22 protein-coding genes are annotated in these 20,004 nt (G+C 71.2%); 15 read left to right on the top strand and 7 right to left on the bottom strand.

The features are described from left to right. Window positions 1–58: 58 nt before the first annotated feature. The 3 genes from FLV34_RS25730 (at window position 59) to FLV34_RS25720 (ending at window position 2,786) form a co-directional block, all read left to right on the top strand. Window positions 59–871, top strand: a complete 813-nt coding sequence (locus FLV34_RS25730; protein ID WP_147944307.1) for a methyltransferase domain-containing protein — start codon at window positions 59–61, stop codon at window positions 869–871. A gap of 172 nt (window positions 872–1,043) precedes the next feature. Next, window positions 1,044–2,168 carry a CapA family protein gene (locus tag FLV34_RS25725; RefSeq protein ID WP_147944306.1) on the top strand — a complete coding sequence of 375 codons (1,125 nt, stop codon included), beginning with the start codon at window positions 1,044–1,046 and terminating at the stop codon, window positions 2,166–2,168. Between the two features lie 12 nt (window positions 2,169–2,180). Beyond that, the gene (locus tag FLV34_RS25720; protein ID WP_142648637.1) at window positions 2,181–2,786 is read left to right on the top strand and encodes a CBS domain-containing protein; all 606 of its coding nucleotides are present in this window, start codon (window positions 2,181–2,183) and stop codon (window positions 2,784–2,786) included. Window positions 2,787–3,063: 277 nt separating this feature from the next. Here FLV34_RS25720 and FLV34_RS25715 read toward each other — a convergent pair whose 3' ends face one another. Beyond that, a complete protein-coding gene (locus FLV34_RS25715; protein WP_142648638.1) occupies window positions 3,064–3,516 on the bottom strand; it encodes a MarR family winged helix-turn-helix transcriptional regulator in 453 nt (150 codons plus the stop codon). Window positions 3,517–3,613: 97 nt separating this feature from the next. On the opposite strand from FLV34_RS25715, the gene FLV34_RS25710 reads away from it, so the two are divergent. The 3 genes from FLV34_RS25710 (at window position 3,614) to FLV34_RS25700 (ending at window position 5,808) form a co-directional block, all read left to right on the top strand. Next, window positions 3,614–4,384 carry a pirin-like bicupin family protein gene (locus FLV34_RS25710; RefSeq protein ID WP_142648639.1) on the top strand — a complete coding sequence of 257 codons (771 nt, stop codon included), beginning with the start codon at window positions 3,614–3,616 and terminating at the stop codon, window positions 4,382–4,384. Window positions 4,385–4,510: 126 nt separating this feature from the next. Next, window positions 4,511–4,846: a GNAT family N-acetyltransferase gene (locus tag FLV34_RS25705; protein ID WP_147944331.1), complete on the top strand. Its 336-nt coding sequence runs from the start codon at window positions 4,511–4,513 to the stop codon at window positions 4,844–4,846. Beyond that, entirely contained in the window at window positions 4,843–5,808 is a 966-nt protein-coding gene (locus tag FLV34_RS25700; protein WP_260617326.1) for a pirin family protein, read from the top strand. The genes FLV34_RS25705 and FLV34_RS25700 overlap by 4 nt, the downstream gene beginning before the upstream one ends. Here the strand turns inward: FLV34_RS25700 and FLV34_RS25695 are convergent. Then, on the bottom strand, window positions 5,801–7,264 hold the full coding sequence (locus FLV34_RS25695; protein WP_260617327.1) for an MFS transporter: 1,464 nt from the start codon (window positions 7,262–7,264) through the stop codon (window positions 5,801–5,803). The two genes, FLV34_RS25700 and FLV34_RS25695, sit on opposite strands and share 8 nt — an antisense overlap. Before the next feature lie 118 nt (window positions 7,265–7,382). Here FLV34_RS25695 and FLV34_RS25690 point away from each other — a divergent pair, with 118 nt between their 5' ends. Both FLV34_RS25690 and FLV34_RS25685 read left to right on the top strand, forming a co-directional pair. Further along, window positions 7,383–8,306: an SDR family oxidoreductase gene (locus tag FLV34_RS25690; RefSeq protein WP_142648641.1), complete on the top strand. Its 924-nt coding sequence runs from the start codon at window positions 7,383–7,385 to the stop codon at window positions 8,304–8,306. A 1-nt stretch (window position 8,307) separates the two neighbouring features. Then, a complete protein-coding gene (locus FLV34_RS25685) occupies window positions 8,308–9,147 on the top strand; it encodes a MaoC/PaaZ C-terminal domain-containing protein (protein WP_147944305.1) in 840 nt (279 codons plus the stop codon). Window positions 9,148–9,343: 196 nt separating this feature from the next. On the opposite strand, the gene FLV34_RS25680 is transcribed toward FLV34_RS25685, so the two are convergent. Beyond that, window positions 9,344–10,042 (bottom strand): TetR/AcrR family transcriptional regulator, encoded by a 699-nt coding sequence (locus FLV34_RS25680; protein WP_147944304.1) that lies wholly within the window; start codon window positions 10,040–10,042, stop codon window positions 9,344–9,346. A 175-nt stretch (window positions 10,043–10,217) separates the two neighbouring features. Here FLV34_RS25680 and FLV34_RS25675 point away from each other — a divergent pair, with 175 nt between their 5' ends. From FLV34_RS25675 to FLV34_RS25665, 3 genes are all read left to right on the top strand, one after another. Next, window positions 10,218–11,387 (top strand): acyl-CoA dehydrogenase family protein, encoded by a 1,170-nt coding sequence (locus FLV34_RS25675; RefSeq protein WP_142648644.1) that lies wholly within the window; start codon window positions 10,218–10,220, stop codon window positions 11,385–11,387. Beyond that, on the top strand, window positions 11,384–13,501 hold the full coding sequence (locus tag FLV34_RS25670) for an acetate--CoA ligase family protein (protein WP_261985900.1): 2,118 nt from the start codon (window positions 11,384–11,386) through the stop codon (window positions 13,499–13,501). Before FLV34_RS25675 ends, FLV34_RS25670 begins: the two co-directional genes overlap by 4 nt. A gap of 382 nt (window positions 13,502–13,883) precedes the next feature. Continuing rightward, complete coding sequence (locus tag FLV34_RS25665) at window positions 13,884–14,267, top strand: cellulose binding domain-containing protein (protein WP_187280733.1); 384 nt, start codon at window positions 13,884–13,886, stop codon at window positions 14,265–14,267. A gap of 33 nt (window positions 14,268–14,300) precedes the next feature. Here FLV34_RS25665 and FLV34_RS25660 read toward each other — a convergent pair whose 3' ends face one another. Together FLV34_RS25660 and FLV34_RS25655 are read right to left on the bottom strand one after the other, a co-directional pair. Continuing rightward, complete coding sequence (locus FLV34_RS25660) at window positions 14,301–15,452, bottom strand: hypothetical protein (RefSeq protein ID WP_147944302.1); 1,152 nt, start codon at window positions 15,450–15,452, stop codon at window positions 14,301–14,303. 119 nt (window positions 15,453–15,571) lie between these two features. Beyond that, entirely contained in the window at window positions 15,572–16,264 is a 693-nt protein-coding gene (locus FLV34_RS25655) for an alpha/beta fold hydrolase (protein WP_142648647.1), read from the bottom strand. Between the two features lie 202 nt (window positions 16,265–16,466). On the opposite strand from FLV34_RS25655, the gene FLV34_RS25650 reads away from it, so the two are divergent. Both FLV34_RS25650 and FLV34_RS25645 read left to right on the top strand, forming a co-directional pair. Continuing rightward, window positions 16,467–17,237, top strand: a complete 771-nt coding sequence (locus tag FLV34_RS25650) for a helix-turn-helix domain-containing protein (RefSeq protein ID WP_222709624.1) — start codon at window positions 16,467–16,469, stop codon at window positions 17,235–17,237. 153 nt (window positions 17,238–17,390) lie between these two features. Continuing rightward, window positions 17,391–17,816 (top strand): cellulose binding domain-containing protein, encoded by a 426-nt coding sequence (locus FLV34_RS25645; RefSeq protein WP_147944300.1) that lies wholly within the window; start codon window positions 17,391–17,393, stop codon window positions 17,814–17,816. A gap of 36 nt (window positions 17,817–17,852) precedes the next feature. Here FLV34_RS25645 and FLV34_RS25640 read toward each other — a convergent pair whose 3' ends face one another. Next, window positions 17,853–18,302 (bottom strand): helix-turn-helix domain-containing protein, encoded by a 450-nt coding sequence (locus tag FLV34_RS25640; protein ID WP_142648650.1) that lies wholly within the window; start codon window positions 18,300–18,302, stop codon window positions 17,853–17,855. 86 nt (window positions 18,303–18,388) lie between these two features. On the opposite strand from FLV34_RS25640, the gene FLV34_RS25635 reads away from it, so the two are divergent. Then, window positions 18,389–18,832, top strand: coding sequence for a VOC family protein (locus tag FLV34_RS25635; RefSeq protein WP_142648651.1), 444 nt, complete (start codon window positions 18,389–18,391; stop codon window positions 18,830–18,832). A 9-nt stretch (window positions 18,833–18,841) separates the two neighbouring features. Continuing rightward, window positions 18,842–19,180: a hypothetical protein gene (locus FLV34_RS25630; protein ID WP_147944299.1), complete on the top strand. Its 339-nt coding sequence runs from the start codon at window positions 18,842–18,844 to the stop codon at window positions 19,178–19,180. Between the two features lie 18 nt (window positions 19,181–19,198). On the opposite strand, the gene FLV34_RS25625 is transcribed toward FLV34_RS25630, so the two are convergent. Continuing rightward, window positions 19,199–19,825 (bottom strand): Uma2 family endonuclease, encoded by a 627-nt coding sequence (locus tag FLV34_RS25625; RefSeq protein ID WP_142648653.1) that lies wholly within the window; start codon window positions 19,823–19,825, stop codon window positions 19,199–19,201. Between the last annotated feature and the right edge of the window lie 179 nt (window positions 19,826–20,004).

Below are 20,004 nucleotides of genomic sequence, written 5' to 3'. Positions count from 1 at the left end.
TGTCTCTGAATATGAGATGTAATTGCTCAAATAACGAGACATATGGAAGGGTGTCCACATGGCACACGAAACGGCCGTTTACACCCACGGCTTTCACGAGTCCGTCCTGCGCTCCCACCGCTGGCGTACGGCCGCCAACTCGGCGGCGTACCTGCTGGGTGCGCTGAAGCCCCACATGCGGATCCTGGACGTCGGCTGCGGCCCGGGCACGATCACCGCGGACCTGGCCGGGCTGGTGCCGGAGGGCGAGGTGATCGGCCTCGACACCGGGCCCGAGATCCTGGAGCAGGCCCGCCGCGAGGCGGAGGGCCGCGGCCTGGGCAACGTGAGCTTCACGACCGGCGACGTGCACGCGCTCGACTACCCCGACGCCTCCTTCTGCGTGGTGCACGCCCACCAGGTGCTCCAGCATGTCGGCGACCCGGTGGGCGCGCTGCGCGAGATGCGGCGGGTGACCAAGCCGGGCGGGATCGTCGCGGTGCGCGACTCCGACTTCGCCGGCTTCGTCTGGTATCCGCAGATCCCGGCCATGGACGACTGGCTGGACCTCTACCGCCGGGTGGCCCGCGCCAACGGCGGCGAGCCCGACGCCGGCCGCCGCCTGCACGTCTGGGCCAGGGAGGCCGGATTCACCGACATCACCTCGTCGTCGTCCACCTGGTGCTACGCCACCCCGCAGGAACGGGAGTGGTGGGGCGGGCTGTGGGCCGAGCGCACGGTCCAGTCGTCGTACGCCGACCGTGCGGTCGAGAGCGGCCACGCGACGCGGGACGACCTGCGGCGGATCGCCGACGGCTGGCGGGAGTGGGCCGCGAGCGAGGACGCCTGGTTCAGCGTCCTGCACGGCGAGATCCTCTGCCGCGTGACCTGAGCGCCCCGCTCGCGGCCATGCCGCCCGGTGCCGCCCGGTGCCTCCCGGTGTCGCCCGGTGTCGCCCGGTGCCTCCTGGCGGTCAGGGGGAAGGATGGAAGTGCGACGTCCATCGACGCGCACGGCCACTGGGCTGCTCCGCCCCGTTGAGCCCGTGCCGGAGGAGGGGTGCCATGCGGTCGGCGGCGGGGGACCCGGTGACGCTGTTCCTGTGCGGTGACGTCATGCTGGGCCGCGGCATCGACCAGATCCTTCCGCACCCCGGCGATCCCGTGCTCCAAGAGCCGTACGTCCGGGACGCCCGGGTGTACGTCGGGCTGGCGGAGGCGGTCAACGGCCCGGTCCCGCGGGAGGGCGGCTACTCCTGGCCCTGGGGCGACGCCCTGGAGGTGCTCGACGAGGTCGCCCCCGACGTACGCGTGCTCAACCTGGAGACGAGCATCACCCGCAGCGGCGACTTCGCCCCGGGCAAGCAGATCCACTATCGGATGAACCCGGCCAACATCCCCGCCCTGGCCGTGGCCCGGCCCGACGTGTGCGTGCTGGCCAACAACCACGTGCTCGACTTCGGCGTACGCGGGCTCGTCGAGACGCTGGACGTGCTGGAGGAGGCGGGGCTCGACCAGGCGGGCGCGGGACGGGACGATGACGAGGCCCGGCGGCCCGCGATCGTGCCGCTCCCGGGCGGCGGGCGGGTCCTGGTGTTCGCGGTCGCGATGCCGTCCAGCGGCGTCCCCGCCGGATGGGCGGCCGCCCCCGACCGGCCCGGGGTGGCCTTCCTGCCCGGGGCGACCCGCGAAGCCGCGGCGGATATGGTCGCTCGGGTCCGGGAGGTCAAGCGGCCGGGGGACATCGCGGTCGTCTCCATCCATTGGGGTTCCAACTGGGGCTACGAGGTCGAGGACGACCAGGTCGAGTTCGCGCACGCGCTGGTCGACGGCGGCGTCGATCTCGTCCACGGCCACTCCTCGCACCATCCCCGCCCGATCGAGGTGCATCGGGACCGGCTGATCATCTACGGCTGCGGGGACTTCATCAACGACTACGAGGGCATCTCCGGATATGAGGCATACCGCGACGACCTGCGGCTGATGTACTTCGCGACGGCCGAAGCGGCCTCGGGGCGGCTGCTGGAGCTGCGGATGGCGCCGATGCGGGCCGTGCGGCTGCGGCTGCGGCACGCGCGCGGCGACGACCGCGAGTGGCTGCGGGCGACACTCGACCACGCCTGCCGGGATTTCGGCACCCGGGTCGTCCCGGCGCCCGGCGGCACGCTCGCCCTCGCGCCGCCCGGGTAGGAGGGGGTCACGATGCTGGTCCACGAGATCATGACGACGCCGGTGGTGACGGTCCCGCGCACGTGGACGATCAAGCAGGCCGTCCGCCTGCTGTACGAGAAGGACATCACGGCCGCGCCGGTCGTGGACGAGAACGGGCGGATGGTCGGGATCGTCAGCGAGATGGACCTGCTGCGCGGCGAGTACGGGGCCAACCCGCGGGCCTTCCTGCGTCCCGAGGCGCCGCCCACCAGCAGGCCGCCCGCGCTCGTCGAGGAGGTCATGACGCCGCACGTCCGCACCGTGGCGGAGGACGCCGACACCATGGAGGTGGTCGAACTGATGATCACGACAGGGGTGAAGAGCGTCCCCGTCGTGCACGACGGCGAGCTCGTGGGGATCGTCAGCCGCCGCGACCTGATGGGCCTGCTGGCCCACGGAGACGAGCGGATCCGCGAGGACGTGCTCGCGGCGCTGCGCGACTGCGCCGAGACGGCGTCCTTCGGCGCGGCCGTACGGGACGGCGTCGTCGAGCTGTACGGCCCGGGTGACGAGCGGTCGGCCCGCATCGCCGAGCTGGTGGCCAGGACCGTCCCCGGAGTGGTCGACGTCGTCTTCCCCGAAGGCACCGTCAGCTAGACCGGATGCGGTGCCGGTGTCAGGCGTCACGCCGTTGAGCACGACGGGGCGGCGAGCGCGGTGACCGACCAGCACCTGGTCATCCACGAGCAGCACTGTGATCAACGTCCGGCGTCCTCTCCGGCGTGGTGAGGCGCAGCCGCCTGATCGCTCGCCATCGTCGTGCGGCCCGCCCCGACCAGCACGTTGATCACGGCGATGTGGTGAGCGACCACCGCTACCAGGCGGCACGGCCGCTGGAATGTCCCGATCGTGACGTCCCCGAGGAGATCGTCCGTCAGCCGAGCCGGTCGAGCACGTCGGTGGCGAGGCGTTCGAGCGCGGTGACCTGCTCGCGGGTGAGGCCGTCGAAGAACACGCTGCGCACGGTCTCCACGTGCCCGGGGGCCGCGGCGGTGATGGCCCGGCGGCCCTCTTCGGTGATCACGACGTACGCGCCGCGGCCGTCGTCGGCGCACTCCTCCCGCCGGACGAGCCCGCGGCGCTGCATCCGGGTGAGCTGGTGCGACAGCCGGCTCTGCTCCCATTGCAGGTCGCGCTGCAGCTCGTACGGCCGCAGCCGTCCCTCCTCGTGGTCGGTGAGATGCACGAGGACGTCGTAGTCCGCCAGGGACAGGCCCGAGTCGGCCTGCAGCTGCCGGTTGAGCCGGGCGGTCAGGCGGCCCTGCATGCGCAGGTACGCCCGCCAGGCGCGCTGCTCGTCCGCGTCGAGCCACCGGGGGCTGTTCATGCTCTCCAGGCTATCCGGAATCAATGACACGTCATGTATGTTGTCAGGCACCAGTAGATGACACATCATCTACATGGCGACGAGGAAAGGGCACCCCATGACCACGACCAGGCTGACCCCTCGTGTGGACGTCCGCCGGGCGGCCGAGCGTTTCGCGACCCGCATCTCCTGGCTGGATTCCAAGCACTCGTTCTCGTTCGGCGGCCACTACGACCCCGACAACACCCACCACGGGCTGCTGCTGGTCAACAACGACGACGTCGTCCACCCGGGCACCGGCTTCGAGACCCACCCGCACCGCGACATGGAGATCGTCACCTGGGTGCTCCAGGGCTCCCTGGTCCACCAGGACTCCGAGGGCCACTCCGGCGTCATCTACCCGGGCCTGGCCCAGCGCATGAGCGCCGGCACCGGCATCCTCCACTCGGAGAAGAACGACTCCTGGAGGCTGACCGGCGGCGACACGCACGACAAGCCGGTGCACTTCGTCCAGATGTGGGTGGTCCCCGACGAGCCCGGCATCACGCCCGGCTACGAGCAGCTGGAGATCGAGAACGAGCTGCTGGCCGGCGGCCTGGTGCCGGTCGCGAGCGGCATGGACAAGCACGCAGGTGAGGCGGCCATCCGGATCAAGAACCGGTACGCCGCGCTGTACGCGGCCCGTCTCCAGCCGGGCCAGAGCGTGGAGCTGCCCGAGGCGCCGTTCCTGCACCTGTTCGTACCCCGGGGGACCGTCACCCTGGAGGGTGCGGGCACTCTGGAGACCGGCGACGCCGTACGGTTCACCGCCACCGGCGGCCAGAAGGTCACCGCGACGGAGCCCGCCGAGATCCTCGTGTGGGAGATGCACGCGACGATCGCCGCCTGACGACGAGCCGGAACAGACGAGCCCGGAAAGACGATTCCGGAACACACGAGCCCGGAACAGACGAGCCCGGAAAGACGATCTCGGAACAGACGAGTCGGGAACAGACGCCCGGAAGAAGGAGAACCGATGCAGCAGTCAGAACCGAAGGTCGCCGACAACCCGGAGGCGAGCCGCTTCGAGATCACCGTGGACGGCGCCCTCGCCGGTTTCGCCGAGTATCGGCTCAACGGGCCGAGGATCTCCTTCACCCACACCGAGATCGACCCGGCCTTCGGGGGCCGGGGCCTCGGCTCGACGCTGGTCAAGGCGGCGCTCGATGCCGCCAGGGACGCCGGGCTGTCGGTCCTGCCGTTCTGCCCGTTCGTGCAGCGCTACATCGAGCGCCACCCGGACTACCTCGACCTGGTGCCCGCCGACCAGCGGGCCAGGTTCTCCCTCGACGGAGGGGAGGGATCGAAGTGAGCCCGGCGGAGCCGGCGGTGTACGGCTGCACGGTCGCCGACGGCGCCGCGAACGCCGAGAGCGTGCTCCTGCCCGGCCACGACGTGCCGCTCGGCCGCTACACGACCGTGCGCAGGCTGCTCCCGCAGCGCCCGCGCCGGATGGTCGGCGCGTGGTGCTTCGTCGACCACTTCGGGCCCGACGACGTGAGCGGCCGGCCGGGCATGCAGGTGCCGCCGCATCCGCACACCGGCCTGCAGACGGTCACGTGGCTCGCGGAGGGCGAGATCCTGCACCGCGACAGCCTCGGCAACGTCCAGTCGATCGTGCCCGGTCAGCTCAACCTGATGACCGCCGCCCACGGCATCGCCCACTCGGAGCAGTCGCCGCCGGAGCACCCGCCGGGCATGCACGGCCTGCAGCTGTGGGTCGCGCTGCCGGAGGAGGCCCGGCACGGCGAGGCGCGGTTCGAGCACCACGCCGCCCTGCCCGTGCTGCGCGACGGCGACGTCACGGTGACCGTCGTGGTGGGCGAGGCCGGGCCGCTGCGCTCGCCCGCCCTCGTGCACACCCCGCTGCTCGGGGCCGAAGTGCTGTTCGCGGGGCCGGGAGAGCACCGGCTGCCGGTGGACCCGGCCTTCGAGACGGCGGTGCTGGCCATGTCGGGCACGGCCGACGTGACCGGGGTCGCGCTCAGCCCCGGCTCGCTGCTCTATCTCGGCCAGGGCCGTACGGAGATCCCGATCGAGGCGGCCGGTCCGGCCCGGCTGTTCGTGCTGGGCGGCACGCCGTTCGAGGAACCGCTGGTGATGTGGTGGAACTTCGTCGGCCGTTCACACGAGGAGATCGCGCGGGCGCGCGACGACTGGATGCGGGGCGCCCGCTTCGGCGTCGTCCCGGGAGGGCAGGAGCCGCTGCCCGCCCCCGAGATGCCCACCGTGCGGCTGAAGGCCCGCGACCGCCACGGCCGCGTCCTCAGCTGACCGGCGAGCCCGCCCGCCTTCTGGTGAAACAGGTCAGCACGGCCAGCGCGGAGACGGCGGTCATGCAGGCCAGCGCCCAGCGATAGCCGGTCACGAGCTGCCCGACCGCCGTGGACGAGACGTGGGACAGCGTTCCCGCGAAGACGGCGTCGTGCAGCCCGGCCGGCAGCGGCACCGTGATGATCGACAGGACCAGCGCGGTGCCGACCACCACCCCGGTGTTCTGCAGCATCAGGCGCATGGCGTTGACGATCCCCAGCCGGTGTGACGGCACTCCGTCGAGGATCGCGGTGGTGTTGGACGGCAGGAACATGCCCGAGCCGGCGCCGATCAGCACGAGCGCGGCCATGAGCGCCCCGGACGAGACGCCGGGGGAGATCAGGCACAGCAGGACGGCCAGGCCCGCCGTCGTCAGCGAGGTCGCCGCGACGGCCACCGTACGCGGGCCGAGGCGGCGCAGCACGAAGCCCGCCCCGACCGACGCCGCCATCGCCGCGATCGAGAGCGGCAGCACCTTCAGCGCCGCGCGCACCGGGTCCTCCCCGCGTACGGCCTGGTAGAACAGCGACACCAGGAGCACCACCCCGACCCGGGCGGCCGAGTTGAGGAACGACGCCAGCGTCCCGAGGGCGAAGGTGACGTCGCGGAACATCCGGATGTCCACCACGGGATGCCGGGCCCGCAGCTCCCGAACGACGAACAGCGGCAGCGTCACGGCGAACACGGCGAGCCCGGACACGACCATCGGATGTCCCCAGCCGAGCCGGGTCACCTCCGACAGCGCGAGCAGCAGGCCGCCGAGACAGGCGAGCACGAGCGCGTTGCCCGGCAGGTCGAGCCCCCGGTCGCGGCCCTGCGGCGGTCCTGGACGCAGCGCTACCGCGCCCCAGACCAGGCACGCGACGCCGAGGGGCACGTTGTACCAGAACACCCAGCGCCAGCCGAGATGTTCGGTGAACAGGCCGCCGAGCGACGGGCCCGCGAGCTGGGCGATGGAGAACGACGCGGTGTAGACGCCCATCCCCTCGCCGAGCCGCGACTTGGGGAAGGCGTCGGTCACCAGGGCGGCGCTGTTGGTCAGCAGCATGGCCCCGCCCGCCGCCTGCGCCACCCGCAGCCCGACGATGACCCAGGCGCTCGGCGCGAGCCCGGCCAGCAGGCTGGCGACGGTGTAGGTGGCCAGGCCGCCGAGATACATCGCCCGCCGCCCGAAAAGGTCGGCGAGCCGGCCGAACACGACCATGAGCACGGTCGTCGTGAGCTGGAAGGCGAGCAGGATCCAGCTCGCGGCGTCCGCACTCGCGTGCGTCTGCCGTACGACCTGGGGGAGCGCCACGTTGAGCGCGCTGCCGCCGAGCGCGGTCAGGACGCTGGCCATGCTCACGACCGACAGCGTCCGCCAGGCGCGGCGCAGCCGCTCCCGCTCGCCGGGGTCCGCCGCGATGGTCCGCGGCACGGCCGTCATCGTACGGCGAGCTGGATCATGACCGGCTCCTCCCTACCAAATTCTAGATTCCATTACTAGAATCACGTTCATTCGGGGACGGGTCAAGGTCGAGTCAAGGGAGCTGCGCATGGGCGGAATCGTGGAAGGCCGGGTCGTGATCGTCACCGGCGCCGCGCGGGGCATCGGGCGGGGACACGCGCTGGAGTTCGCGCGCCAGGGCGCCAAGGTCGTCGTCAACGACCTCGGCGCGGAGGTCGACGGCACCGGCTCGTCCACCGGCGCCGCGGGCGAGGTGGTCGAGGAGATCAGGGCCATGGGCGGCGAGGCCGTGGTCGACGGCGAGGACGTCTCCGACTTCGACGGCGCGCAGCGCCTGGTCAGAAGGGCAGTGGAGACCTTCGGCGACCTGCATGTCCTGGTCAACAACGCGGGCATCCTGCGCGACCGGATGCTCGTCAACATGACCGCCGACGAGTGGGACGCGGTCATCCGGGTGCACCTGCGCGGCACCTTCGCCCCACTGCGGCACGCCGCCGCCTACTGGCGGTCCAGGGCCAAGGCAGGGGAGCGGGTGGACGCCCGGGTGATCAACACCACCTCGTCGTCCGGCATCTACGGCAACCCGGGCCAGGGCAACTACGGCGCGGCCAAGGCGGGCATCGCGTCGCTGACGATCATCGCGGCCAAGGAGCTGGCGCGTTATGGCGTGACGGTCAACGCGGTCGCGCCCGCCGCGCTCACCCGGATGACCGAGAACCTCATCCCGGGCGGCAGGCGGCCCGCCGAGGGCGGATTCGACCCGGCGGCCCCGGACAACATCGCGCCGCTGGTGGTGTGGCTGGCGAGCGCGCAGTCGCGGGGGATCACGGGCCGGGTCTTCAACGTGCGCGGCGGGCACATCAGCGTGGCCGAGGGCTGGCACGCCGGGCCGGGGGTCGACAAGGACGCCCGCTGGGATCCGGCCGAGCTGGGCGAGGTGATCCCCGCCCTGGTCGAGAAGGCCGCGCCGAACGCCCTGACCAGCGGCCGCATCCCCAACGGGGAGGACTGACATGCCGCTCGACCACAGCCTGATCGGGGTGGAGAGCGCGCCGCACGAGCGGTCGTGGACGTCCGCCGACACCCTGCTGTACGCGCTGGGCGTCGGGGCGGGCACCGACGAGCTCGCCTTCACCACGGAGAACTCGGCGGGCATCCGGCAGCGTGTTTTGCCGACGTTCGCGGTCCTGGCCGCCCAGGCCCCCACGGGCCGGCGGCTCGGCGACTTCGACCCGGCCATGCTCGTGCACGCCGAGCAGGCGTTCGAGCTGCACCGCGAGCTGCCGCCCGCCGGTCGCGTACGGACCACCTCGACGGTGACCGGCATCTACGACAAGGGCTCGGGGGCGCTGGTGGTGATCGAATCCAGGGCGGCCGACGCCGAGAGCGGCGAGGCGCTGATCACGAGCCGCAGCTCGGTGTTCATCCGGGGCGAGGGCGGTTTCGGCGGCGACCGGGGGCCCCACGACGAGTGGGCCGAGCCCGGCAGGCCGCCGGACCACACCGTGACCTACGAGACCCGCCGGGACCAGGCATTGCTCTACCGCCTGTCCGGAGACCGCAACCCGCTGCACTCCGATCCCGTCTTCGCCGCCCGCGCCGGTTTCCCCCGGCCGATCCTGCACGGGCTGTGCACGTACGGGATCACCGGGCGGGCGCTGCTCCACACGGTGGCGGGGTCGGACCCGGCGCGCTTCGCGGCCATGTCGGGACGGTTCAGCAGGCCCGTCTTCCCGGGCGAGACGCTGACCGTGTCGATCTGGGTGGACGGCCTGACCGCGTCGTTCCGTACGGCGAAGGAGGACGGCACGGTCGTCATCGACCATGGCAGGGCCGCCTTCCGTCCCGCCTGACGCGCTGACGCGCTGGGCGCCGCAGAGGCCCGCCGGGGTGGCGGACGGGCCGGCCGAGGTTGGTGAGGGCCGGCGCGTCAGGGCGTCATCGAGTCGGCCGGGGTCAGCCCGCCGAGGTTAGTGCACCAAGGTCAGCGGAGGTCAGCGCGCCGCGGCAGCCGCTGCGGTCTGCCGAAGCCTGCTGGGTCGGCAGGGGTCAGCTCAGCGCGGCCTCGGCGTCGTCCGCCGCGCCCATGACACCGGTGGCCGCGTCGGTGGCCGCGTCGGTGGCGGCGTCGTGGGTGGCCAGGGGGTCGCCGAAGCGGCGGATGAGCGCGATCGCCGCCTCGACGACCTCCTGGGCCTCCTCCTCGGTCTCGCTCATGGCCACCTCGCGGCCGGCCTCGCCGATCACGCTGGTGAGCACCGAGACCGTGAGGCGGTCGGTCGGGGTGTTCGCCGCGCCGAGCAGGACGGCGTTCTGCCTGACCCACTCCCGGCCGCGGGTGCGCCGCATCAGCTCGAACCCCGGCGGGCCGTCGCCGTCCATGAACAGCCGGGCCAGGTCGCGCCGCTGCCACGACCCTTCGAGGAACGCCCTGGCCCCGGCGATGAACAGCTCGACGGGGTCCTTCACGCCCGCCTGCTTGGCCGCGGCGACGCTGGCGGCGGCGGCCTCCTCGTGGGCGGCCTGGTGCTCCTCGTACAGCGCGAGGAACAGCTCGGTCTTGCCCCCGAAGTGGTGATAGAGGCTGCCGACGCTGGAGCCCGCGCGCGCGACGACGTCCGCGACGTTGGCGTCGGCGAAGCCGTGCTCGGAGAAGACCTCACGGGCGGCCTGAAGCATGCTCTTTCGCGTCTGGGCGGTGCGGCTCCACTCCCATGAGCCGCTCTTGCCGCCGGGCTTGCGTGCCATCTGGGGCTCCTTGTTTCCGGGGACGGCGTGTCCACGGTCGGCGCGTTTTCCAGGGACGAGGACATCGTAACCGGTCTAATTCTAGAAACTGATTCCAGACCTCTTGACACCCCTCCGGCGGAGAACCAGTCTGGAACCGATTCCTAGAGAGCAATTCTAGAAAAGAGTCGCGTCGATGGACTTCTCCCTGAGCCCAGAGGAACTGCAGATCCGTGACACCATCCGCACGTTCGTGGAGCGGGAGATCATGCCGCTCGAACCCGAGGTGCTGCGCAACGAGCGCGCCGGCGGCCCCGGGCTCGATCCCTCGGTCCTGCGCGACCTGCGGCTCAAGGCGAAGAGGATGGGCTTCTGGGGCATCAACACCCCCGAGGAGTACGGCGGAGCCGCCCTGGGCCCGGTCATGTCCGCGATCATCACCATGGAGATGGGACGCACGTTCGTGCCGTTCAGCTTCGGCGGGTCGGCCGACAACATCCTCTACGCCGGCACCGAGGAGCAGAAGCGCCGCTACCTCATCCCGACCATCGAGGGCGAGCGTCGTTCCTGCTTCGCCATCACCGAGCCGGGCGCGGGCTCGGACGCCCGCAACATCCGTACGCGTGCCGTCAAGGACGGCGGCGACTGGGTCATCAACGGCGAGAAGACCTTCATCACCGGCGGCAACGAGGCCGATTTCGTGATGGTGTTCGCGGTGACCGACCCCGACAAGGGCGCGAACGGCGGCGTCACCTGCTTCCTGGCCGACCGCGACATGGGCTGGAAGTCCGAGCCGATCCCGACGATGGGGCAGTGGGGCCCGGCCTCCCTGGTGTTCGAGGACGTCAGGGTGCCGGAGGAGAACATCCTCGGCGAGCTGGGCAGGGGCTTCGAGCTGGCGATGCAGTGGATCGGCCAGGGCCGCTACATGATCCCCGCACGGGCGATCGGCTCGGCCGAGCGCATGCTCCAGATGGCGATCGACTACGCCAAGGTCCGGGTGTCGATGGGCAAGCCGATCGCCGAATACCAGGCGATCCAGTGGATGATCGCCGACTCGCAGGTGGAGATCGAGGCGGCCAAGTGGCTCACGCTGTACGCCGCCTGGCGCGTGCAGCAGGGCATGGACGCCCGGCACGCCTCCTCGATCGCCAAGCTCAACGGCGCCGTCATGGCCAACCAGGTCGTCGACCGCGTGCTGCAGATCCACGGGGGCATGGGTTACACCAAGGAGCTGCCCATCGAGCGGTGGTATCGCGAGCTGCGCCTGTTGCGGATCTTCGAGGGCACCGACGAGATCCAGCGCCGGACGATCGCCCGCAACCTGCTCAGGGGCCACGCCCGCCTCGGCACGATCGGGGAATGAGGATGCCGGTAGGAGAGCTGTTCAACCCCCGGTCGATCGCCCTGGTCGGGGCGACGGACAAGTCCGGCTGGTCGATCAGCACGCTGACCAACCTCCGTACGCACGGCTTCCGCGGGCCCGTCCACCTGGTCAACCCGCGCGGCGGCGTCGTGCACGGCGAGCAGGCCCACCGCAGCCTGTCCGGCATCCCAGGCCAGGTCGACCTCGCGTACGTGATGGTGCCGACCACGGCCGTGCTGCCCGTGCTGCGCGAGGGGGCCAAGCTCGGCATCCGCCACTACGTGATCCTCACGGCGGGCTTCGGCGAGACCGGCCCGGAGGGCGCCGCCCTGGAGGCGGAGATCGTCGACTTCGCCCGGGAGAACGACCTCACCGTGCTCGGGCCCAACGGCAACGGCTTCATCAACGCCGCCGCCGACGTCACGCCGTACGGGCTGCCGATCCCGTCGCCGCTGCTGCGCGGGTCGGTGGGGGTGGTGCTGCAGAGTGGCGCGCTGGCCAGCTCGGTGCTCGGCTTCGCCCAGGCCCGCAACGTCGGGATCAGCCTGCTCACCTCGATGGGCAACGAGTCGCTCGTCACCGTCACCGACGTGATCGACTATCTGGTCGACGACCCGGCGACCAAGGCCGTCGCGCTGTTCCTCGAATCGGTCCGCGACCCGGCGGCGTTCTCCCGCGCGGCGCGCCGGGCGCTGCTCGCGGGCAAGCCGATCGTCGCGCTGAAGATCGGCCGCAGCCGGCTCGCCTCCCGCACCGCCCAGGCCCACACCGGCGCGCTCGTGGGCGACGACAACGTCATCGACGCGGCGTTCCGGCAGCTCGGGGTGGTGCGCGTGCGGTCGCTTGAGGACCTCATCATCACCGCCGGCCTGCTCGCCGAGGTGGGCCCGCTGCCGGGCCCGCGCATCGGCGTCGTCACGCCCTCGGGCGGCGCGTCGGAGATCATCGCCGACCGGGCCGAGGACGAGGGGCTGGAGCTGCCGGCGTTCGCCCCGGAGACCGTCGCCCGGCTGCGGGAGATCGTGCCCGTCTTCGGCACCGTGCAGAACCCCCTCGACGTCACCGGCTACGTGCTCATCGACCGCACGCTGCTCGGCCGCGCCCTGGAGGCCGTCACCGCCGATCCCGGCGTGGACGCGGTCATGCTGCTGTCGGATCTCCCGCGCGTCGCGCCGCCCGACGCCGCGCCCGTGTACGCCACCTACTCGGCCAGCGCCAAGCGCATCGCCGAGGCGCCGATGCCGGTCGTCGTCGTGAGCAACGTGCTGACCGACGTCACCGAGTTCGGCCGCGACGTCCAGCGGCAGGCCGGGTTCCCGTACGTCGCGGGCGGCATCGAGCACGGCATGCACGCCATCGGCGCGGCCGTCCGGTGGGGTCGGGCCTACCACGCCGCCGTGGCGGCCGGCGACGCCGCCCCGGCGCGGGCGGTAGTAGAAGCCCCGGCGGTCGAGCGCGGGACAGGGGTGTGGGCCGAGCACCGGGCCGCCGCCCTGCTGGCGTCCGCCGGGATCCCGGTCGTGCCCGGCGAGCTGGTGCACGACGAGGAGTCGGCGGTGGCGGCGGCGGTCGGGTTCGGCTACCCGGTCGTCCTCAAGGCCGCCGCCGAAGGGCTGGGGCACAAGAGCGACATCGGCGGTGTCCGGCTGGGCCTGTCCGGCGCGCGGGACGTCGAGCGGGCCTACCGCGAGGTCGTGGCCGCGGCCTCGGCGGTCCCCGGCGCAGGCCGGGTGGGCGCGCTCGTCCAGCCGCAGCGCGGCGGCGGCGTGGAACTGCTGGTCGGCGTCGTACGGGACCCGGCGTGGGGGCTCACCCTGGCCGTCGGCCTGGGTGGGATCTGGGTCGAGGCGCTGCGTGACACGGCGCTGCGCGTCCTGCCGGTGGACGCGGCCGAGGTGCGGCATGCGCTCGGCGAGCTGCGCGGCGCCGCGCTGCTGCGGGGCGCCCGTGGCGCCGAGCCCGCCGACCTCGACGCCGTCGCCGACGTCGTGGCCCGCGTCGCCGCCCTCGCCGAGAGCCTCGGCGACGACCTGGAGTCGCTGGAGATCAACCCCCTGCTCGTGCGCGGCTCCCACGTGGAGGCGCTCGACGCGCTCATCACCTGGCGAGGGTGAGATCCGTCCGTCCGCGCCCGGCGCACCGCCGCCCGGCGCGGACGCCCGGCGCGGACGGACGGCGCGGACGGACGGACGGACGGCAAAAGCATCCGGCGAGATTCCGGCGCGTCTGAAAAGTGTTATTTGCGGTGCCGGACAGCGCGTTTATCGGGCCTCGGCGAAGTAACCGGCCCGTGGCCGACGGTGAAATCCCCAGCTCCCATCGCTCGAATTGTACGGCGCTACCGAGAAACCGGGAAATATGCCCAGGAGATTGTTTGACAGCGCATGCCTGGCGGCTCACGATCACTGTGAAATCGGTTTCACGGAACGCCGCTCCGAAGGGGGATCCATGCGTCTTTCACGGGCTTCATCGCGGATCGGTATCACGGGGATTCTCTTGACGGCGCTGTTGACGGCTCCCACCCAGGCGGCCCGCGCGGACGTGCCGGCCGGTTACGCCTGCACGGTGACCTACAGCACCGTGGCATGGGCCACCGGCTTCTACGCGATCCTGAACATCGCCAACACCGGCACCCGGACGTTCAGCCCCTGGATGCTGCAGTTCATCTTCCCCGGCGACCAGATCCTCTCCGCCGGCTGGAGCGGGACGTGGTCCACGACTCCGCCGAGCGTCCAGGTCACCAATCCGGTTTGGCGCGCGAGTATCGATCCCGGCACGAGCTACGAGCTCGGTTTCAACGCCAACGGGGCCGACGAGCACCCCTCCGGCTTCACACTGAACGGCGTCCCCTGCACCGTGACCTTCGCGTCGGCGAAGTGACGAGCGGCGCGAGCGCATCCTTGTGCCCGCGATTCAGGATCTCGTCCAGATCCACGCCTGGCTGTCCTCGTCGTACGAGGGGTTGCCGCCGACCGCGAACACCTGGTCCTGCCCGGGACTCGTGGCCAGGCCGAACACCACCGGATCGTTGTGGACCCGCGGGGCTTTCTCGTACGTCCAGGACCGGCCGTCGAAGTGCAGCAGAATGCGATGGTTGTCGTAGGAGTAGTTGGAGGCGCCCAGCCATACGCCGCCGTGGCCGTCGGATGCGACGGCGGTGAACGCGATCGCGCCGGCCGGCAGGGCGGGGGCCGGGTTCCACCGGTCGCCGTCCCAGCGCATCAACAGCGCGGCCTGGCTGCCGCCGGGCGGCAGGATCGACCCCGCGACCCAGACCTCCCGGTCCGACACCGCCGCCAGATCGCTGAGGTCGACCTTGGCGCCTGCCGGCCACGCGGGTGCGGACACGACCGTCCAGCGGCGTCCATCCCAGCGCTCCAGGGCGGGCCCGGTGTCCCCGTCACCGGTCAGGGCCCACAGGCCCCCGGAGGCGCTGACTCCGAAGCGACGGGTGCCCGGCGACGACACGATGGACCAGCCGGAAGGGGACCAGCGGGCGAGCAGTGGCCGCCGGCGCGGATCTCCGGCGACGTCCTCGTCCTGACCTCCGGCGACCCACACCTCCCCGGGCCCGGTGACCACGGCGTCCTCCAGGAGGACCGGGAGCTTCCAGGGTGGTCGTCCCCGGGCCGACCACCGCCGGCCGTCCCACTGCCATGCGTTCGCGTCGTCGTCGAAGATCCAGACGTTGCCGGGGGACGTCCCCGACACCACTCGGGGATAGCGCAGGCCCGGCGGCAGTGCCACGGACCGCCAGGTGCGGCCGTCCCAGCGCAGAACCGGGCCGCTCTCGTTCTCGCCGGGGTCGCCCACGGCCCAGGCATCGTCGTGCCCGGTCACGGCGACGCTCCCCATCACCGCGCCGGATTCGGCCGTTATGGTCTCCGTCCAGGTTCCGCCGGACAGAGACGGGATCACCCCGGGCCGGGTGGCCGCCGCCGGTGTGCCCGGCGTGGAGGCGGGGGAGTCACGTGCATCCGAGCCGCCATCCGAGCATCCGAACGCCGCGGCGCTCAACGCACCGATCACGGTGAGCCGTACGATCGCACGGATATCCGGTCGCATCGCCCAATGATCGGGGCAATGCGGTCAGATGTCTCCAAAATCGAGGAAGCGGCCATGCTCGAACCTGTCCGTGCGGGGTGCTCCCACGTGGAGGCGCGCGACGCGCTCGCAACCAGGGATTATCGGGGCGATGGGTCCGCGGTGCGTTCGCCGAGCAGCAGCGCGGCGACCGCCTCCGGAGCCTCGCGCATCGCGTTGTGACCGGTCGGGAGGTCGTGGACCTGCCACTCGGGATCGGCGTCGAGCCGGGTGCGGAGTCCGGCGAACGGCGTCCGGTCCTCCCAGCCCGAGCAGTAGACGAACTCCCGGCGGGGCACCCGGGCGAGCGCGCCCGTGAGCCGGATCGTCTGCAGGAACGACGCGAGGGGATGGGGACGGCGGCGGGGATCGCCGCCGTCCGGCGGCCGGACGGCGTAGCCCGTGCTCGCGGCTCCGGCGGCGAACGCCTCCCGGTAGCGCTCGGTCGTCGACGACCAGCACGACTCGCCGTCGCGCGGCACGTAGGCGTCGAGATGCACCAGCCGTGAGACCCGGCCGCCGGCGCGATCGGCGGCGGCGGCGATCACCATCCCGCCATAGCTGTGGCCGACCAGCGTCGCGCCGGTGATGTGGGCGCGGTCGAGGAGCCGCAGCACGTCACCGGCGTGCGTGTCGAGGTTGGCGGTCGCGACCGTCGCGGCGTCGTCGTCCGGCCGCAGACCGGTCAGGGTCAGGGCATGCACGGCATGACCGGCGCGCTCCAGCAGCGGAACCACCGCCTCATACGACCAGGCGCCGTGCCAGCCGCCGGGCACGAGGACGAACGTCGCCATGTGTCTCTCCTTCTCTCGCTTCGCGGCATCGAGGCGCGCCGCATCGTCTTGAGGAAGTGTCACGAGGTCACGGCATGGCCGACCACCGATACGCTGCCAACCGATGCCCGTTCGCCGCCAACCTCCCCGGACCACCGGTGCGACCTCGCATATCTGGCCGTCCGGTGGGCGTCACCTGTGGCCGTCCGGTGAGGCGAGCGCAGTGCGGTCGCACGCGCGCGGACACCTGGTGTACGCGGCGAGCGGCGTCCTGGCGGTCCACACCGAGCGCGGCACGTCGATCGTTCCCGCCGACCGGGTCGCCTGGACCCCGGCCGGGTTCACGCACTACCACCGTGCCCACGGCGACACCGACATGCGGATCGTCTTTCTCGCGCCGTCCCTCGCCCGGCTCATCCCGGAGCGTCCCGCCGTGTTCCTGGCCTCCGGCCTCGCCCGCGAGGTCCTGCTCGCGCTGACCGGCCCCCGCAACTACGGCGACACCGCGCCTGCCTACAGCCGCTCCGCGCGCCTTCGCCTCCAACGCGTCCTGGTCGACGAACTCCGCGAGGCGCCCGAACAGCCACTGCACCTGCCGGAGCCGCGGGACGACCGGCTGCGGGCCATCGCCCGGATGCTGCGGGACAATCCGGCGGACAACGCCTCGCTGGCCCGGCTCGGGAAGACGATCGGAGCGAGCACGCGCACCCTCAGCCGGCTGTTCCGCAACGAACTCGGCATGACCTTCTACGAGTGGCGCACGCAGCTACGCGTCCATCACGCGCTCGTGCTCCTCGCCGACGGCCACGACGTCACCCGGATCGCGTACGCCTGCGGATGGGCCAACCCCAGCGGCTTCATCGCGGCGTTCACCGACATCGTCGGAACGACTCCGGGGCGTTATCGAACCGCTCACCAGATCACTATTCCGGCGCGCGTGAAAAGCGTGATCAGCGACGTCGAGCAATGTCCTTCGTCACGAGGCCGGCCGTGAAACTTTCAGCGCGGCCGGCCGAAGCGGCGAACGTACGTATGGCAGGGCCAAGGTGTTGCGAATATGCCCCGGGAATTGTTTGACAGCGCATTTCGAGCGGCTCACGATCACATCGAAATGGGTTGTCACGGAACACCGCCCTGAGGGGGATCGATGCGTTTTCTGCGGGCTTCGTCGGGGATCGGTATCGCCGGGCTTCTCCTGGCCACGGTGTTGACGGGGCCCGCCCAGGCGGCGCCCGCGGACGTGCCGGCCGGGTACGACTGTGCGGTGACCTACGCCAGCCTTGGATGGATCACCGGGTTCACGACCAGTGTGACGATCACCAATACCGGGACCCGGGCGTTCAGCCCCTGGATCCTGCAGTTCGTCTTCCCCGGAAGCCAGACGCTCATTCAGGGGTGGAACGCGACTTTCTCCCAGACTCCACCGAGCGTTCAGGCCGCTTCGAGCTGGCAGCCGAGCATAGATCCCGGCACGAGCTTCTATATCGGTTTCAACGCCTACGGGGCCGACGAACACCCCAGCGGCTTCACGCTCAACGGCGTTCCCTGCGCGGTGACCTTCGAGCCCTACTGAGGCGGCGCCGTCCCCCACCCAAGCGACCTTCGGCCGTCAGGCCGCACCAGGGCCGGGGAGGAGGTCGACGTCGCCGGCGTGCATCGGCTCTCCGCAGTGACTGCAGCGGGGGTCGACGTGGGCGATCTGCCCGCAGGCATGGTGACGGTAGAGGACGGGCGGCCCCGCCTCGCCGGCGAGCCAGCGGTCACCCCACCGGGCCATCACCATGAGCATCTCGACGAGCTCGGCGCCCTTGGCGGTGAGGTGATACTCGTAGCGGGGGCGGGCGTCGTAGGGCTGCCGTTCGAGCACGCCCTGTTCGACCAGGTGGTTGAGCCGCTCGGTGAGCACCTTGCGAGAGATTCCCAGGTCCGCCTGGATGTGGTCGAAGCGGCGTATCCCGGCCCACACGTCGCGCAGGATCAGTGGTGACCAGGGTTCGCCGATCACGTCCAAGGTGCGCGCGATGGAACACGCCATGTCCCCGAACTGCGTTCGCTGCATGGCGGCAGTCTATCGACCGGGGTTCCCTCAAGGAACTTGAGGTGTTACCTTTGGGGTCTCTTCAAGAAACCCTGAAAGGGAATCCCATGACCTTCGTCAGGCGCTTCGACCACGTCGGCATCACCGTCGCCGACCTCGATGCCGTGACGGCGTTCTTCGTCGGCCTCGGCCTGGAGGCCGATCCGAAGGTGGCCGTCGAAGGCGAGTTCCTCGACACGGTGATCGGCATGACCGGCGCCCGCACCGAGATCGTCATGCTGCGCGCCCCCGGCGGAGGCACGACGCTGGAGCTGTCCAGCTTCACGCGGCCGGACCACCTCCAGGGTTCGCCCGCCGCGCCGGCCAACGAGCTGGGCCTGCGCAACGTCGCCTTCGAGGTGCACGACCTCCACGCCGCGGTCGAGCACGCCGCCGCCGCGGGATACGGCCTGGTGGGAGGCGTCGGCGAATACGAAGGCGTGTGGCGGATGGCCTACGTCCGCGGGCCCGAAGGAATCATCGTCTCGCTGGCCGAGCGCATCGAGAAGTAGGGAGACATCATGAGCACGACCGTGACCGACGAACAGATCCGGGCTCTGGCCGCGACCGCGAAGCCCTACAGCCTGGCACTCCTCCAGTGGGGGCCGGAACGGACCATGGACGGCGCGGACGCCATCGAACTCGAACACCAGCGGCGCATGGTGTCGCTGCGCGCCGAGGGGGTGATCGCGGTCCTGTGCCCGGTCGCCTCCGACACGGTGGCGGGCGTCGCGATCATGACCGTGCCGGCCGGGGAAGCCGCGGAGATCATGGCCGGGGACCCCTGTGTCCAAGCGGGAATGATGCGCTGCGAGGTCCACCCCTGCCACGGCTTCCCCGGAGACGCCCTCCCCATATGAGCCTGCCGCCGAACGGGTTCAGAACTGAAGCTCGGCCCAGTCGAGGGTGATGGGGATCGGGTTGCTCACGACGGGAGCCTCCCCAGGCTCGTCCTTCATGAGGGTGCCGATGTGCTTGTAGAGCATCGCCGCCCGGTCCAGCCGATAGCGTTCGATCGCCGATATGCCGGTGCCGTCGATACGGACGATCCAGTAGTGCGGGATGCCGGCCTTGGCATACTCACCGAGCTTGTCCGTCGTGTCCTGGGTCTCCGATCCCGGAGACACGATCTCCACGACAAGCAGCGCGTGCTCGGCGCGCAGACGCTCGCCCCGCTCTCGGTCGAGGCACCGGTAGAGCGCGACATCGGGCCTGCGGTTGAGCAACGGCACGTCCCTCAGGCGCAGATCCACGTCGTTGTTGACAGTGAGGCACTCATGCCCCTTGCTCATGGCGGCACGGGCATGTCGCTCCAGCAGGTTCGCCAGTCGCCTGCCGGCGGTCTGGTGATCAGGTGTGGGAGCCGCGCAGTAGACCACGTAGCCGTCGACGATCTCGATGGCCTTGGCGATCTCCTCGGGGAGCGCGTCGTACTCCTCCGCCGTGACGCGGGCGGGTTGAGGGCGAATGCTGAGAAGCCAACTGTCATCCGGCAGAGCTGTCATCCAGCTTCTCCTCGTCACTGTCCACTCGACGGAGCCAAGCCTACGGTCTGACGTGCCGAAGCGCCGCCGACGGAGCGGTCGAGCAATGCTCAGAACCTGTGGATCGGCTCGGGGGCGTACCCTCCCGAGTGATCGATTCGAAGGTCACTGAGTAGGCCGACGTTGGCGCGTCGGCTGGG

The sequence above is a fragment of the Microbispora sp. CSR-4 genome, assembly GCF_008033685.1.
In the GTDB taxonomy this organism is placed as follows: Bacteria; Actinomycetota; Actinomycetes; order Streptosporangiales; family Streptosporangiaceae; genus Microbispora.
The sequence above is the reverse complement of the archived record's forward strand: the minus strand, read 5'-3'. Positions and strand labels throughout refer to the sequence as shown.